This window comes from Sulfitobacter sp. AS92, from assembly GCF_038900015.1.
GTDB lineage: Bacteria > Pseudomonadota > Alphaproteobacteria > Rhodobacterales > Rhodobacteraceae > Sulfitobacter.
The window spans coordinates 128,569-144,143 of the sequence record NZ_JBBMQL010000005.1 but is presented as its reverse complement, the minus strand read 5'-3'; the positions used below and the strand labels follow the sequence as shown (position 1 = coordinate 144,143).

The following is a 15,575-nucleotide window of genomic DNA, read 5'->3' as shown; positions in this document are numbered from 1 at the left end:
ACGCCCTACATCACCGCGACGGCTGGGCAATGCAACCCGCCTTAGAACAATCCCTCCACATCGCCGTCGACGTTAAGCTTGATTGCCTCCGCAGAAGGCACCCTTGGCAGACCCGGCATGGTCATGATCTCACCGCAGATCACCACGACAAATCCTGCCCCAGCCGAGAGCCGTACCTCGCGAATTGGTACGCTAAAGCCTGTGGGCGCGCCGCGCAGGTCTGGGTCAGTTGAGAAGCTGTATTGCGTCTTGGCCATGCAGACCGGCAAGTCGCCGTAACCCTGCGCCTCCCAGTCTTTCAGCTGGTTGCGCACCTTTTGGTCGGCCAATACCTCGTCCGCGCGGTAGATGCGTTTGGCAATGGTCTCGATCTTTTGGAACAGCGGCATGTCATCGGCATAGAGCGGTGCGAAATTGGCGCTGTCGCCATCGGCAATTTCAGCCACGCGGGTGGCCAGATCGGCGGAGCCTTCGGAGCCCAATTCCCAGTGGCGCGACAAGATCGCTTCTGAGCCCTGCGCGGCAACGTAGTCCTTTACCGTTTGGACCTCTGCGTCGGTGTCGGTGACAAAGTGGTTGATCGCCACAACAACCGGAACGCCAAAGGATTTGACGTTCTCGATATGGCGTCCGAGATTGGCGCAGCCCTTCTGAACGGCATCAACATTTTCGGCCCCAAGGTCGGCCTTAGCCACACCGCCGTTCATCTTCATCGCGCGCACCGTGGCCACAACAACAACGACCGACGGCGCCAGCCCAGCCTTGCGACACTTAATGTTCATGAATTTTTCGGCACCCAGATCGGCACCAAATCCTGCTTCAGTCACCACGTAATCGGCCAGTTTCAGGGCCGTTGTCGTGGCAATGACCGAGTTACAGCCGTGGGCGATATTGGCGAAAGGACCGCCGTGCACGAAAGCCGGGTTGTTCTCCAGTGTCTGCACGAGGTTCGGCTGCATCGCGTCTTTCAACAGCACGGTCATGGCACCATCGGCTTTGATGTCGCGCGCATAGACCGGGGTGCGGTCGCGGCGGTAGGCGACGATCATCGCGCCCAAGCGCTCTTGCAGGTCGGTCAAATTGCGCGCGAGGCACAGGATCGCCATGACTTCGGACGCCACAGTGATGTCGAACCCGCTTTCACGCGGGAAACCGTTCGGCACGCCGCCCAAGGAGGCCGTGATCTGGCGCAGCGCCCGATCGTTCATGTCGACCACCCGACGCCAGACAACACGGCGTGTGTCGATCTCTAGCTCATTGCCCCAGTAGATGTGATTGTCGATCATCGCGGCCAGCAGGTTATGCGCCGAGGTAATGGCGTGAAAATCGCCGGTGAAATGCAAGTTCATCTCTTCCATCGGCACGATCTGCGCATAGCCACCGCCCGCGGCACCGCCTTTCATGCCAAAATTAGGCCCAAGCGAAGCTTCGCGGATGCAGACAGCCGCCTTCTTGCCGATGCGGTTCAGCCCGTCTCCGAGGCCGACCGTGGTGGTCGTCTTCCCCTCCCCCGCAGGCGTGGGGTTGATCGCGGTGACGAGGATCAGCTTCCCGTCGGGCCGGTCCTGAACAGAATCGATAAACCTTTGGCTTACCTTCGCTTTGTCATGGCCATAGGGCAGCAGATCATCGCTGGAAATGCCCAGCTTTTCGCCGATTTCCTGAATAGGGCGTTTCGCCGCTTCGCGGGCGATTTGAATGTCGGTTTTAAAAGCCATGAGATTCCCCTGTTGCCATTGTTGGCGATCTTGATCCCCAATCCATAGCGCGACTACACCCCGGCGGGGGGCCGTGTTTCCGACACTCAAAGTTCGCGAAACGGCGCGCGGTTAGCTGAGGTGGGGCCAACTGGGTTGGTTGGGCACAAAAAGTCGCAGTTCGTCACCCAAGGACAGCGGCCCTTCCCGTTCGACCCAGGCAGTCACACCGCGCTTGCCCTGTGCCGCGGCCTTGAAGCCCTTGCCGTGACCGGGCGCCTCGCTTTCAATCTCGCGCGCGGGCAAATTGCAGGGTCCGTTTTCGATGTCTACCACAAACGTCGTACCTTGGGCGTTTTGCAGCCGTGACCCCGGTGGCACGAGGGTAAAATCCGGAATGCCTTCAAGGATGATCGACACGCCGAGTAGTGTGGGATCAAGCGCGGGTAGATCGATGGCCGTTGCGATCTGGGCCATCTCTTCGGCTGAGAGAATAGAAAGCTGGCGCGTGTTGCGAATTTCCCTGCCCTTGGGGTGCAGATTGCGGACGCGCACGCAGGCAGGACGGGTGAGCCCGGCGTGGAAATCGCCCTCGAACCCCGCGTAGGTCGCAAATGCCGCCTCCATAGAAACGGAGCGGATGTTCGTGCGATCTTGAGGGACCATGCCCAGCCAGGTGATCCGGGCGCTGTGATCGGTTGTGCGTAGCTCAGGCATCTTTGCGTCCTTTGGGGGGGGTGGTCGAATGGTGAAACCCCGCCTATTGGCGGGTCAGATGCACTTTAAACCCGCCACCGCTTAACGAAGCCTTGGCAAGTTCACCTGCGGTATAGACAAGCTCCATCCCGAACGACTTGAGGTAGAAAGGCGAGACATACCCCGGCCCCATCACAACGCGATAAGACATTTCGCAAAGCACAGAGGCCCCCTCCTGACTGGTTGCTTGGGTCGCAATCTGAACCACGCGGCGGCCATCGTAGAGGGCAAGCGGGGACGGACAGCCACCGGATTTCGCCAGCGCTGCAAAAACCTCGGGCGGGAACAGGACGCCGGCAGGCACCGCTTTGGCATCAGACATCGCAGTCATTTCCGAGGAGGGCGTGATCGTTACCGCAGTGACCCGACCTGCGGTCCGGGCAATCGCGATATCGCGCGTTTCGCTTCCCCGGTTGGAGCCAAGATAGCTGACGTCGCCTCCGGCAGATTGCGTCACCGCGTTAAAGGTGCCGTTCTTGATACCAAAGGGCGCATTGTTGAGCGACAACAAGAATGCCGCGTTCCGGCTTTGCCCATTGAACTGCAATGTGCCCAGGGGACGCCCGCCCAAGGCCACCGTGTAGTTTTGTGCCTCAGCCCAAGCGGGACCGGCCATAAGTGCAGAGAGGGCAGCCAGAGCCAAAAGAATACGTCGCATAAAACCCATAATATTAAGACATTTACCCATATCTAGCGCGTCAGTGCCGGTGAGGCGACACCTGAATCTCTACTAAGGCCATGTTCAGCAAGCCGTAACAAAAAAGACCCCACCGAAGCGGGGTCTTTAAAGTTAGTCTTAAGGTCAGGTTAAACCGAAGGCTCAGGCTCCATCCCGCCGTCCTTCGGCGGGGTCTTCTTGCCTTTCGCCTTGGGGATCGCGGTGACGCTCGGCGCACTGCCCGCGTCAGAGTTGTCGTCGTCGGAATCTTCCGCAGGCGGCTGCCCCTCCATGACGCGTTTGATCTCATCGCCCGTCAGGGTTTCATATTCCAGCAGACCTTGGGCCAGACGCTCGAATTCCACTTCCTTCTCGGTGATGATCTTCAGCGCTTGATCATAGCCGTCTTGAATGAACTTCTGGACCTCTTTCTCGACCAGTTCCTTTGTATTGGCCGAAACCGAGAAGCCGCCGGTGTTGCCTTGATAGCCCTGTGCGGCTTCGGAATAGTCGATATTGCCGACCTTGTCCGACATGCCCCATTGCAGCACCATTGCACGTGCCAAGGCAGATGCCTGCTGGATGTCGCCCGCCGGGCCGTTGGAGACAGAATCGGGGCCGTACTTGTGGATTTCAGCCGCTTTGCCCGCCATGGCCATGGCCAAACGCTGGTGGCATTCGTCTTTGAACATATTCAGACGGTCAATCTCAGGCAGGCTCATCACCATACCAAGCGCACCGCCCCGTGGAATGATCGTGGCCTTATAGACCGGATCACATTTCGGCAGCGTCATACCAACCAGCGCGTGTCCGGCTTCGTGATAGGCGGTCATCTCTTTCTGTTCAGCAGTCATCACCATCGAGCGGCGCTCTGGCCCCATCATGACTTTGTCTTTGGCCTGCTCAAAATCGATCATTGTCACAAAACGGCGGCCCACGCGGGCAGCCATCAATGCGGCTTCATTCACAAGGTTCGCTAGATCAGCACCCGAGAAACCCGGCGTGCCGCGCGCGATGATGCGCAGGTCAACATCCGGCCCAAGCGGGGTCTTGCGGGCGTGAACGGAAAGGATCTTCTCGCGGCCTTTGATGTCGGGGTTCGGCACGGTGACCTGACGGTCAAAGCGGCCCGGCCGCAGCAGCGCGGGGTCGAGCACGTCACGGCGGTTGGTTGCGGCGAGGATGATGACACCCTCGTTGCTCTCGAAACCGTCCATCTCGACCAGAAGCTGGTTCAAGGTCTGCTCACGTTCGTCATTGCCGCCGCCATAACCGGCACCGCGGTGGCGACCCACGGCATCGATTTCATCGATAAAGACGATACAGGGCGCGTTTTTCTTGGCCTGCTCGAACATGTCGCGGACACGGCTTGCACCGACGCCGACAAACATCTCAACAAAGTCAGAGCCGGAGATGGTGAAGAAGGGCACACCCGCCTCGCCCGCAATCGCGCGCGCCAGCAATGTCTTACCAGTACCGGGAGGGCCCACGAGCAGCGCGCCTTTGGGGATCTTACCCCCCAGACGAGAGAATTTCTGCGGGTTGCGGAGGAATTCAACGATCTCCTCAAGCTCTTCCTTGGCCTCGTCAATGCCTGCGACATCATCAAAGGTCACGCGGCCCTGTTTTTCGGTCAGCATTTTGGCCTTGGATTTGCCAAAGCCCATTGCGCCGCCTTTGCCGCCGCCCTGCATGCGGTTCATGAAGTAAATCCAGACACCAATCAGCAACGCGATCGGCAACAGCGACATTAGGAAGGTTTGGAAACCAGACTGCTGCTGCGGGCGCGCTTTTACGGGGATCTCATTGCTGATCAACAGCTGCGTCAATTCTGCGTCTTCGGGCTTGATCGTAAGATAGTCCGCCCCGTCTGCCGACCGGAAACGCACCTGCTCGCCGTCCAATGTCACATTACGGACATCACCATCCTGTACGGAGGTAACAAACTCGGAATAGCTGACCTCGTTGTTTTGCAGCGAACCGCTGGACCCGCTGAACAGGTTGAACAGCGCCAGTACCAGCAGCATCAGGACAACCCAGAAGGCGAGGTTACGAACATTTCCCAAGGGAATTCTCCTAAATTCACATGGCCGCAGGCAAGTCCTGCGACCCAAGGGGCGCCCGTTCGGGCAACCACCACACTAAGATAGACATGATACGCTCATGTTCAATGCGATAATGGCGCGGTGTTAATCCAATCCGCGCCGCTTTCGAGCAGGACATGCCATTTCTCGTCCAGCCCGGCAAGGGGCGCTGCAAGCAGCTGCGCGCCTTGCCAGATCGCCGGGGTCGACAGCAGCATGGCCCGGGGCCGCCCGAGGCTGCGCCAATCGGGACATTGGGCTAAGCCATCCGGCCCCAAGGCGCGCAGCTCAGCCCCTTCGGTGGACCCGCCCGGCGACACTGCACGCCAGCGCTTATCCCAGAGGTGATCCACAGGCACCCGATGATCCCGCACGGCATTATATTCGCGGAAGAGCCAGATTTCACCGCGCCGTACCAGCGCTTGACAGCCATCAAGGGTCGCAGCCTGCCCTTCTGCCAGCCCTGCAATTAGCGCTGCCACGGGTCCGCGACGGGGTGGATAGGCGCTGCCGCTCATTTTCCCAAGCGCGCGGATAACCAAGCGGCGGCGGATCTCTTCCGGCGCGGCAAAGAAGGCTTCGGCCCGCATCACCAACGCCCCGGCCTCCATGCGCAGAATATCGCCTGCCGTTAGGTCGGTTTGCCATTCCAGCGCGTCACGGGCGCGGGCCATGTTGCCTGCCACCTCAGCCAGCGTCTCGACATCGATGCCAAGCGGGGCGAGTGCCGAAAGGCTTTGGCGGGTTTGAATGCGGGCAAAGCGGGGATCGTCGTTGCTGGGGTCTTCGACCCACTCAAGGCCCGCGCCGCGCAGGTAATCTCGCAGCGCTTCTCGGCGTGCAAAGAGCAACGGGCGCAGCCATGTGACGCCGTGTCGCGTGCTTTGCGGTGCCATGGCCGACAAACCATCCACCCCAGCCCGGCGGGCCAGTCGCATCAAAACAGTTTCCGCTTGATCATCCGCCGTATGGCCAAGGGCGATGCTGGGAAAATCTCGCCGCATCGCCCAGTCGGCCATCAACGCATAGCGCGCCTCACGCGCGGCATTTTGTAAGTTTCCCTGCCCGTCCCACCCGCGCCACTGCAGCGTTTCGTGGTGCAGACCCAAACTTCTCGCGCACCGCGCGACGAATTCGGCTTCTGCCGCAGCTTCGGACCGAAGCCCATGGTCGACGGTAACGGTCTCGAGAACTGTCCCTGCCGCCGCGCAAAGCGCGTGCAGCAGGGACATCAGCGCCATGGAATCGCCCCCGCCTGAGACAGCCACCCCGAGGCGCGGCGGCACCCTGCCGCCAAGGCCCGCCAACAGCCTGTTGGCCAGTGCTGCGTTAGCCTGAGCGGCAGGCGCAGTCATCGGCGTTTAGGAACAACCCAGCGTCTGACGCTGCGCTTCGGCTTGGGACACCTGCGGCGCGTTTGGAAAGCGCACTGCAACCTCGGACAGGGTCACGCAGGCTTCTTGCGTTTGCTGAAGAGTGCCAAGCGAACGGCCCAGCTCAAACAAAGACTGCGGGGCGACGGGCCCTTCGGGATCGGTGCTGAAAGCCGCAAGAAACGCGCGGGCCGCTTCGCGGTTGTCGCCCAACCCGGTGAGGGCTTCGCCGCGGCGCATCTCGGCTTCGGCGGCTAGCGGACCGCCGGGATAGGTCTGACTGAAGGTCGCAAAGAGATCGGCGGCGCTGCGAAAGTCACCGGATGCGAGCGCCCCCTGCGCCCGCTCGAAATCGGTCTTTTCGCTGACCGCCAGCTCTGCTTCGTTGATGGGGGTGATGATGCCGCCCGCGCTACCGGCTCCGGCGTTCGGGGTCACCTCGGCCACCTCGCGGTCGGGGGTCAACGCAGGAGCAGCTACGGGGGCCGAAACTGCGGGCAGATCGCCACCGCCAAGGGTGGAGGTTTCGCCAAGCGCGCCCAGATCGCCGCCCTCAAGCTCTACCAAACGGTATTCCAGATCACCGATGCGGTTGGTGCCATCGGAAACGACCCGGTTGATCCGGTTTTCCATCTCTTCGGTCTTCGAGGTCAGACGCTGAAGTTCGCTTTCCATCGTGCCGACACGTTCCAGAACCGAGTCGCCACCCGTTTCGACAGAGCCACCGCCCGTGGTCGAGAGTTCGCGGCGCAGCTTTTGCACCTCAACGCTCAGAACGGTCAATTGCTGGCGGATGTCCGCCAGCGTTTGATCGTTGTCCTGCGCCATAAGCGCGGCGGGGGCGGTCATCAGCCCCATCACCGCCACGAAGATATATCGCTTCAGCACATCGGCCTCCTTGGATTTGTATTGCGTCGGCAGTTGCCGCGATTAGCTGGTCAGCGCGCCACCGGCCAGCACGGTCACGGCACGGCGGTTCTTGGCATAGCAGGCCTCATCTGAGCAAATCTCGATCGGGCGTTCTTTGCCGTAGCTGATCGTCTTGAGCCGCGATGCAGTGACACCGCGCGAAATCATATATTCACGCACCGCATTGGCGCGACGACCGCCAAGCGCGATGTTGTACTCGCGCGTGCCCTGCTCATCCGCGTGACCTTCGATCACGGCTTGATAGTCCGAGTTTGTCTGCAACCAAGCGACCTGCCCATCAAGCGTGGCGCGGCCCACATCGGTCAGTGTGGATTGGTCCACAAGGAACAGCACCCGGTCGCCAACAGCCTGCTGGAAATAGGCGGTCGAAGTTGGATCATTCGCACTGCCCGGCACCACGCCGGCGTTAACCCCTGCGCCACCATTGGCCCCGACCCCGGCCCCGCCCATGCCATCGGCACCAAAGCGGTCAGGGTTGGTACAGGCCGACACGGCCAATGCGGAAATCAAAAGCGTGCTGGTCAAAATACGTTTCATGAGGGGTCTGCCTTCTCTGTGGTGGCGTTGTTGTTGCTGGTGTTAACACAGGCGCGGAACCATTGGAATTGCCCGCGCCCGTTCGGAGGGTCTGGAATACGTTACTGCTGCAGCGGTGACCAAGAGGGGTCAGAGCCGCCTTCGGGCGTGCGCACCGGCTTAAGGTTGCGCCCCGAAATATCGACGGAATAGAGCGAGGACGACCCGCCCGCCCCTTGGGTTTCGCGGGCGAACATGATCACCCGGCCATTGGGCGCCCAAGTCGGACCTTCATCAAGGAAAGAGGCGGTCAGCAGGCGCTCTTCGGAGCCATCAAGACGCATCACGCCGATGTGGAAACGGCCCTTGTTCTGCTTGGTGAAAGCCACCAAATCCCCGCGTGGCGACCAAACGGGTGTGCCATAACGCCCTTCGCCAAAGGAAATCCGCGTCGCCTCTCCGCCGGTGGCGGGCATGACGTAAAGCTGCGGGCTGCCCGAGCGGTCACTTTCAAAGACGATTCTGCTGCCATCGGGAGAGAAGCTGGGCGCCGTCTCGATCGCAGGGGTATTGGTCAGGCGCACCGATTGGCCGCTGTTGATATCCATCGAGAAAATGTCGGTATTGCCGCCTTGGCTCAACGAATAGACCACCGTCTGCCCACTGGGTGAGAACCGCGGCGCAAAGGCCATGGAGCCTTCGGCACTTTGCAGCGCGCGGCGTTGGACGGTGCCGATATCCAGCACATATATGCGCGGGAAACCGCTTTCGTAACTGGTGTAAAGCACCCGGTCACCGGTGGGAGAGAACCGCGGCGCAAGCACGATAGAACCAGATTCGGTCAGGTACTTTAGGTTGGCCCCGTCGTAATCCATCACCGCCAGACGCTTCTGGCGGGCGTCCTTCGGGCCGGTTTCCGAGACATAGACAACACGGCTGTCGAAATAGCCGCCCTCGCCGGTGATCCGGCTATAGACCGCATCGGCCACCTTATGCGCCATCCGGCGCCAGCCATCAACGGTGCCGGTAAATTGCAAACCGCCCTGCCCGCTGCCATCAAGAAGCTCTTCGCCCGAGAAGACATCATAGACGCGAAATTTCACGTTTACAGAATTACCGGTAACATTCACCGCCCCGGTGATCAGCGCCTGCGCGTTGATCGCTTTCCAGTCCGCGTATTCCACGGGCGCGTTGAAGTCGCTCACGGTGGAAATATAGGCGCTGGCCGGGATCTCACGGAAAAGCCCAGTGCCGGTCAGGTCTTCGGACACAACGCGCGCCAGGTCGACGGCCATCTGCCCGGCCTCACCGCTTTCGGGCTGAAAGCTGGGCACGGCAAAGGGCAAAGGCTCAATCGTTGGATCATCGATCACGATGCGCAGGGGTTGAGCCTGCGACTGGTTGGGGGCCAGCGTGAGCGTGGCCGCCGTGGCGCAGAGCGCCAGTAGTCCCAGAAGTCTAGTCAGCATGTTATCGGCTCCTCATTGGGTCGAATGTCATCTCGATGTCTTGCCATTGGCTGTATTTTTCCTGCGGCAGATTATAGCCGCTGCTGCCGCAACGAATAACCGCGCGTTTTGCGGCCTCATAGGCTTGCCGTGCGGCGGTATCGCTGCCGCCGCTGGAACTTAGCAGGCGGATCGAACTGGCAACCGGCGTGCCGTCGGTGTTCATCTGCATGCCGACCACGACTGTAGTGCGTGCCGCTTCCGTCGAGAGCGCGCCGATGTTCCAGCAGGCAGATACCGCCACGCGCAGAGATTCGCGTTCGCCCGACGACAGTGGCGGGCCGCTTGGCGCGGGCACGGTGGCTTCGGGCTGGCCCAAAACTTCGCTCAGCGCATCTGCGATGGCATCTTCGGTTGAGCTGGAAGTAGCAGGTTCTTCAACGGGTTCCGGCTCGGGCGTTGGCTCTGGGGTCGGTTCAGGTGTCGGCTCAGGCGCTGGCGTCTCGGCAGGTTCTTCTGGTGCTTCGGCCACTTCGACGGGTGCCGGGGGCGGCGGTGTCGGGCGGCGGCCGGGGGGACGCGCAGAGGCTGCCGGCGCTTTGTCGGCTTCGGTCACGATCTCGGTCGTGCTGTCTTCGGGCGTCTGCGCCTCTTGGGGCTCTTCGACGACGGCTTCAGCTTCGGCCTCGGCATCGGGAGCCACGGCGGGCTGCTCGTCCAGATCGGGGCGCACTTCGGGGTCGGGTTGCTCTACCGGTTCGGGGGCCACGCGCGGCGCTTCGCGCGGGGTGGCTTCAGGCGCGATTTCCGGCACCAGCACAGCGGTATCGCCCACCGGCTCGTTCATCACGGGCGGCGTGTCGTCCACTTCGGTCTGCGGCGGCAGTTCCAATTCCGTCACCTCAGGAGGGATATCCTCGGGCGGGGTTTCGGTCTGCACCGGCTCGGGCTGTTCGATCTGGGTATCAGGCTCTGCCGTGACCTCAGGGGTCTCCTTACTCACCTCTGGCGGGGCGGGTTGCGCCACTTCGGTGGACGAGGACGGTGGCTGCTGCGCGGCCACCAGCGCGTCATATTCCGCACCAGAGATCACGGAAACTTCTGTCATCTCAACGGGGTCTGGGTCGGGGGTGAAAATCCCGCCAAAGAGCAGCCAGAAGATAAGACCCAGATGCCCGGCACCTGATATGTAATGCCCGGTATGCACGGCTCAGCCACCCGACGTGTCGCTGCCGTCCAACGCCGGGCCACCGATGTCGGTCACCAGACCGATGTTGGAAAAGCCGCCTGCGTTGAGCGCGCCCATGACTTCCATGACCTGCGCATAAGACACTTTGCCATCCGCGCGCAGGAACACCCGATCGCTTGCGCGTTCCGAGGCGATCGCCCGCAGTTTGGTCACCAATTGGTCACGCGCCGTGTCAGTAGTCTGGATTTGCACCGCCCCTTCGGCGGTGATGGTCACGGTCAGCGGTTCTTCCTGTTCGGACGGCAGGGCGCTGGCGGCGGTTTTAGGCAATTCAACAGGCACGCCCACGGTCAGCAGCGGTGCCGCCACCATGAAGATGATCAGCAACACCAGCATAACGTCAACAAATGGCGTGACGTTGATCTCGGCCATCGGCTGCGCGCGGCCGCGACGCCGCCCCCTGCCGCCTTGTTTTTTCATGACACCTGCGCCCATGGCTTAGCTGTCCAACTGACGACTGAGGATGGTGGCGAACTCATCCGAAAAGGCTTCGTAGTTGCCCAAGATGCGGTCACTGTCGGCGCTGAGCTTGTTGTAGAACACAACCGCCGGGATCGCAGCCAGAAGGCCGATACCGGTCGCCAGCAGCGCCTCGGCAATACCGGGGGCGACGACGGCGAGGTTGGTGTTCTGTTGCGCGGCGATCTCAATGAACGAGTTCATGATGCCAAAGACCGTCCCGAACAGCCCCACAAAAGGTGCGGTGGAGCCAACAGTGGCCAGCACCGGCAAACCCTTTTGCAGACGCTCGGCTTCCTTAGAGATCGCGACATCCATCGAGCGGTCGATCCGCGCGGTGGCACCGGGGATCAGCCCGCCATCCTCGCGGTGCGAGCGGCGCCATTCGGACATGCCAGCGGCGAAAATCTTTTCCGATGACCCGTCCGGGTCTGCGCCGATGCTGTCAAACAACCCGTCCAGCGGCTCACCCGACCAGAAAGCCTGATCAAATTGGGCCGCCTCGGCACGGGCTTTGCGGTATTGGATGGTTTTTTGAACGATGATTGACCACGACCAGAACGACGCCCCGATCAGAAGGATCATTACCAGTTTAACCGTCAGTGTCGCCTTCGCGAACAGCCCCCACAAGGAGAAATCAATCCCCTGTGCCAATGCCAGCGTCTCTGCTTCCATTTGCCTATGCTCTTTTCCTGCCGCCCCCTATGGGGGCAATCTGCCTCTCGGGCCCTATTTTCCGGCCTCAATTTGGAGCAAAGCTAACGGACTGCAACCGGGATTGCCAGAATTATGGTATTAAGATGACGGATCGCAGTCAGACAGGCGGAGTTTCGCTGGCAAACGTGTGGGTTTTCCAGCGGTTGTCATGCAAACGGCAGTTACTTTGGCGCGAAAGATCACCTTGTCGTCGCGCAGCACATCTTGATCGAACACCCAACGCACCGGCCCTTCGGCCCGATGGGTGGTGCGCACCTCCAGCCGATCCCCGAAACGCGCGGCCCCGATATAGTCGGCCTCCACCCGCGTCACGGCAAAGACCAGCCCTTCATCGCGCATGGCGCGCTGGTCTAGGCCGATCTGCTCCACGATGTCTGACCGGGCGCGTTCGATGTAGCGCAGATAGTTGGCGTAATAGACGATACCCGCCATGTCGGTGTCTTCGTAAAAGATGCGGACAGGGAAGCTATGGGTCATGCCTGCACCGCCACCCTTGCTGCAAGGCGCAGCGCATGGCTGGGGTCATTGGCGGCGGGCGGCATCACCGGGTCATAGGCCGCGCGGATCACATCCGCCACTTCGGGGCGCAGCACCAAGGCTTCGTCGGCCAGCGCCAGCGGCGATTGCTCCTGAAAGGCGTTTTCTGACCACAGCAGAATGATCTGCACCGCTTGGCTCAGCGCCAAGACCTGTGCGGACATATCACGCAAGCTGTCGTCCATGCGCAGAAAGACAAAGGCCGCCTTGATCGCGCCGTTCTCCTCAAAGCGGAAGAAGCGGTATTGGTTCGCGCCTGCCGCCTGAAGCCGCTCAACCTGCTGGGCAAGGTCCGGCACCAGACCGTCCATGCCCGGCACATCCAGCAGTTCTGCCCACTCGGCAAAGAAGAACATCATCAGGTTGCTGCCAAGCTCGGTGTCGGTCTCGGCCATGTCATGGCCGGCCAGTTTGACCACCGCTTCCAGCGCGCCCTTCACAACCGGCAGCGCGTCTTCTTCAACGCCAAAGACCACCGGCGCGATAGGGCGGCCCCAGCGGGCAAAGGCAAACTGCCCATCGCGGCGGGTGAACATGGTTTCGATCTGCTCTGCTGTCATCGTCATCGTCTTACCTTCGCTCCGGGGCGTCAGCGGAAAAGGTCGTTCTGCCCCTTGGGCGCAGCCATGCCGAGATGTGTCCAAGCCTTGGCCGCCAACATTCTGCCGCGCGGGGTACGCTGGATTAGGCCCTGCTGCAACAAGAAGGGTTCTATCACCTCCTCCAACGCATCGCGGCTTTCCGACAGCGCGGCCGACAGGGTTTCAATCCCCACCGGGCCGCCCTGATAATTCTCTGCGATCAGCTTGAGGTAGCGCCGATCGGCCCCATCAAGGCCCAGATGATCGACCCCAAGCCGTGTCAGCGCCATGTCGGCCAAGGCCCGCGTTACACGGCCATCGCCTTCGACAACGGCGAAATCCACCACCCGGCGCAGCAAGCGGCCCGCGATGCGCGGTGTGCCGCGGGCGCGCTTGGCGATTTCACGCGCGCCGCCCTCGTCTGCGGGCGCGCCCAGCTTGCGGGCGTTGCGGTCGACGATGATGAAAAGCTCGTCCTCGGTGTAGAATTGCAGCCGCGTTGGAATGCCGAAACGGTCGCGCAGCGGCGTGGTCAGCAAGCCCATCCGGGTGGTCGCCCCGACCAGCGTGAAGGGCTGCAACTCGATCCGCACGGTCCGCGCCGCCGGGCCTTCGCCGATCACCAGATCGAGCTCAAAATCCTCCAAGGCGGGATAGAGCACCTCCTCCACCGCCGGGTTCAGACGGTGAATCTCGTCAATAAACAGCACGTCGCGCGCTTCGAGATTGGTGAGGATCGCCGCCAGATCGCCCGCTTTGGCCAGCACCGGGCCAGAGGTCATGCGAAAGCCCACGCCCAATTCCCGCGCCATGATCTGCGCCAGCGTCGTCTTACCAAGGCCCGGAGGGCCGTGAAACAGCGTGTGGTCCATCGCTTCGCCACGCTGCCGCGCGGATTGGATGAATACGGCGAGGTTCGCCCGCGCCTCGGCTTGCCCGACAAATTCCGCCAGCATCTGCGGCCGCAGTGCGCGGTCAAAGTCTTCGGGCATCGGCTCGGGCCGCACGGTGGGGTCAATGTCGGTCATAGGGCCTCGTTATGCCGCAGGGCGGAGGGTTCTGCCAGAGGGGTGTCACCCCTTCGGCGCCAGCAGCTTGAGCGCCGCGCGGATCAGCGTCTTGGTGTCTGCATCCGGTGTCTCACCCGCCGCTTGCGCGACGGCACCTGCCGCATCGCCGGGGCCGTAACCAAGGTTGCTAAGCGCCGAGAGCGCCTCGGACTGCGCCGAGGCATTGGGCGCGGCAGCTTTGGGCGCGGGGCGCGGGGTGGTGGCTTCGATGACGCTTTCATCGGCGGCGGCTTGGGCCTCGCCCAAGGCGTCGGCCACCGTGCCGGTCATCGCCATGACGCCGGGGGCTTTGTCCTTGAGGTCTAACACCACGCGCTGCGCGATTTTGGGGCCGATGCCCTTGGCCGCCTTCACCGCGTTCCAATCGCCCAAAGCAATCGCCCGGCTCACCCCATCCGGCCCCAGCGTGCCGAGGATCGCGAGCGAGGCCTTGGCCCCTACCCCCTGAACCGAGGTCAGCAAACGGTGCCATTCCTTTTCCACCAAAGTCTGAAAGCCGAAAAGCTGCATCAAGTCTTCGCGCACCACCAGATCGGTATAGAGCGCCACGACCTCGCCCACGCTCGGCAGTGCCGCCATCGTCCGGTCCGAGACATAAACGAGATAGCCAACGCCGCGCACGTCAATCAGCAGATGATCCGCAGCGCGATAGTCGATGCGGCCCGAGATTTTGCCGATCATGCCTGTGCCCTCGCCACAGCCTGCGCCAGAGTGCTGGCCCCGCCGTGATGCGCGTGGCAGATGGCGATGGCCAAGGCGTCGGCGGCATCTGATCCTGCGATCTCAATCCCCGGCATCTGCATCCGCACCATATGCGCCACCTGTCCCTTGTCCGCGTGGCCCACTCCGACCACGGTTTTCTTGACCTTGTTGGGGGCGTATTCGCCCACCGTCAGCCCGAACTGCGCCGGTACCAGCATCGCAATACCCCGCGCCTGCCCAAGTTTCAGCGTCCCGGCTCCGTCTTTGTTCACAAAGGTCTGCTCAACCGCCGCGGCACCGGGGCGGTAGGTGGCCAGCACCCGCGTTAGCTGCCCGTGCAGGGAGAGGAGCCGCGCCGCAAGATCATCGCCCTCGGAATGACAGATGCCGTTGGCGACATGCGCGATTCGGCTGCCAGAGACGTCGATGACCCCCCAGCCCAAATTGCGCAGCCCCGGATCTATGCCGATCACCCGTATCATCTCTGCCCTCGATAAAATTGTTGCTTTTTTGGTGCACTAGCACGAAACGCGAACATCGCAAAGCCCTGATGCACCACTGGCGCTTTACGACATCCTCCCTGTCGCATTTGGGCCGCCGCGTCGAATTGCGCCTCTCCGTGATGCAAAACCGACACCGTCGAAGCGGGATTTATGCCTTATTGATAGTAGGTTAACGCCGTTTTCGACCTATGCAAAAAATGCAAAGCTCACTGTCGTTTTTAAGGGATTGCGTGGCGCGATATTCAGGCATAATTGCCAAAAATCCCGTTTTAAGCATGGCGCCCTTTTATGCGCC

General features: G+C 61.6%; 16 protein-coding genes. All 16 read right to left on the bottom strand.

Going from position 1 to position 15,575, the window contains the following annotated elements:
* Positions 1-41 precede the first annotated feature (41 nt).
* The gene (locus WNY61_RS11415) at positions 42-1,718 is read right to left on the bottom strand and encodes a formate--tetrahydrofolate ligase (RefSeq protein WP_342851563.1); all 1,677 of its coding nucleotides are present in this window, start codon (positions 1,716-1,718) and stop codon (positions 42-44) included.
* Between the two features lie 111 nt (positions 1,719-1,829).
* Positions 1,830-2,414 (bottom strand): sulfurase, encoded by a 585-nt coding sequence (locus WNY61_RS11410; protein WP_342851562.1) that lies wholly within the window; start codon positions 2,412-2,414, stop codon positions 1,830-1,832.
* A 43-nt stretch (positions 2,415-2,457) separates the two neighbouring features.
* Positions 2,458-3,111 carry a hypothetical protein gene (locus WNY61_RS11405; RefSeq protein ID WP_342851561.1) on the bottom strand — a complete coding sequence of 218 codons (654 nt, stop codon included), beginning with the start codon at positions 3,109-3,111 and terminating at the stop codon, positions 2,458-2,460.
* Positions 3,112-3,260: 149 nt separating this feature from the next.
* Complete coding sequence (gene ftsH, locus WNY61_RS11400; RefSeq protein ID WP_342851560.1) at positions 3,261-5,177, bottom strand: ATP-dependent zinc metalloprotease FtsH; 1,917 nt, start codon at positions 5,175-5,177, stop codon at positions 3,261-3,263.
* 101 nt (positions 5,178-5,278) lie between these two features.
* The gene (gene tilS / locus WNY61_RS11395) at positions 5,279-6,550 is read right to left on the bottom strand and encodes a tRNA lysidine(34) synthetase TilS (protein ID WP_342851559.1); all 1,272 of its coding nucleotides are present in this window, start codon (positions 6,548-6,550) and stop codon (positions 5,279-5,281) included.
* A 6-nt stretch (positions 6,551-6,556) separates the two neighbouring features.
* Positions 6,557-7,426, bottom strand: a complete 870-nt coding sequence (gene ybgF / locus WNY61_RS11390; protein WP_342851659.1) for a tol-pal system protein YbgF — start codon at positions 7,424-7,426, stop codon at positions 6,557-6,559.
* 72 nt (positions 7,427-7,498) lie between these two features.
* A complete protein-coding gene (gene pal, locus WNY61_RS11385) occupies positions 7,499-8,035 on the bottom strand; it encodes a peptidoglycan-associated lipoprotein Pal (protein WP_342851558.1) in 537 nt (178 codons plus the stop codon).
* 101 nt (positions 8,036-8,136) lie between these two features.
* The gene (gene tolB, locus WNY61_RS11380) at positions 8,137-9,483 is read right to left on the bottom strand and encodes a Tol-Pal system beta propeller repeat protein TolB (protein ID WP_342851557.1); all 1,347 of its coding nucleotides are present in this window, start codon (positions 9,481-9,483) and stop codon (positions 8,137-8,139) included.
* A gap of 1 nt (position 9,484) precedes the next feature.
* Entirely contained in the window at positions 9,485-10,669 is a 1,185-nt protein-coding gene (locus WNY61_RS11375; RefSeq protein ID WP_342851556.1) for an energy transducer TonB, read from the bottom strand.
* A gap of 3 nt (positions 10,670-10,672) precedes the next feature.
* Entirely contained in the window at positions 10,673-11,146 is a 474-nt protein-coding gene (gene tolR / locus WNY61_RS11370; RefSeq protein ID WP_342851555.1) for a protein TolR, read from the bottom strand.
* Positions 11,147-11,149: 3 nt separating this feature from the next.
* Positions 11,150-11,845 (bottom strand): protein TolQ, encoded by a 696-nt coding sequence (gene tolQ, locus WNY61_RS11365; protein ID WP_342851554.1) that lies wholly within the window; start codon positions 11,843-11,845, stop codon positions 11,150-11,152.
* 120 nt (positions 11,846-11,965) lie between these two features.
* Positions 11,966-12,364 (bottom strand): YbgC/FadM family acyl-CoA thioesterase, encoded by a 399-nt coding sequence (locus tag WNY61_RS11360; protein WP_342851553.1) that lies wholly within the window; start codon positions 12,362-12,364, stop codon positions 11,966-11,968.
* Positions 12,361-12,984, bottom strand: a complete 624-nt coding sequence (locus WNY61_RS11355; protein ID WP_342851658.1) for a hypothetical protein — start codon at positions 12,982-12,984, stop codon at positions 12,361-12,363. The genes WNY61_RS11360 and WNY61_RS11355 overlap by 4 nt, the downstream gene beginning before the upstream one ends.
* 29 nt (positions 12,985-13,013) lie before the next feature.
* Entirely contained in the window at positions 13,014-14,033 is a 1,020-nt protein-coding gene (ruvB, locus tag WNY61_RS11350) for a Holliday junction branch migration DNA helicase RuvB (protein WP_342851552.1), read from the bottom strand.
* Positions 14,034-14,078: 45 nt separating this feature from the next.
* Positions 14,079-14,756 (bottom strand): Holliday junction branch migration protein RuvA, encoded by a 678-nt coding sequence (gene ruvA, locus WNY61_RS11345; protein WP_342851551.1) that lies wholly within the window; start codon positions 14,754-14,756, stop codon positions 14,079-14,081.
* Entirely contained in the window at positions 14,753-15,259 is a 507-nt protein-coding gene (gene ruvC / locus WNY61_RS11340) for a crossover junction endodeoxyribonuclease RuvC (protein ID WP_342851550.1), read from the bottom strand. The genes ruvA and ruvC overlap by 4 nt, the downstream gene beginning before the upstream one ends.
* Positions 15,260-15,575: the final 316 nt, after the last annotated feature.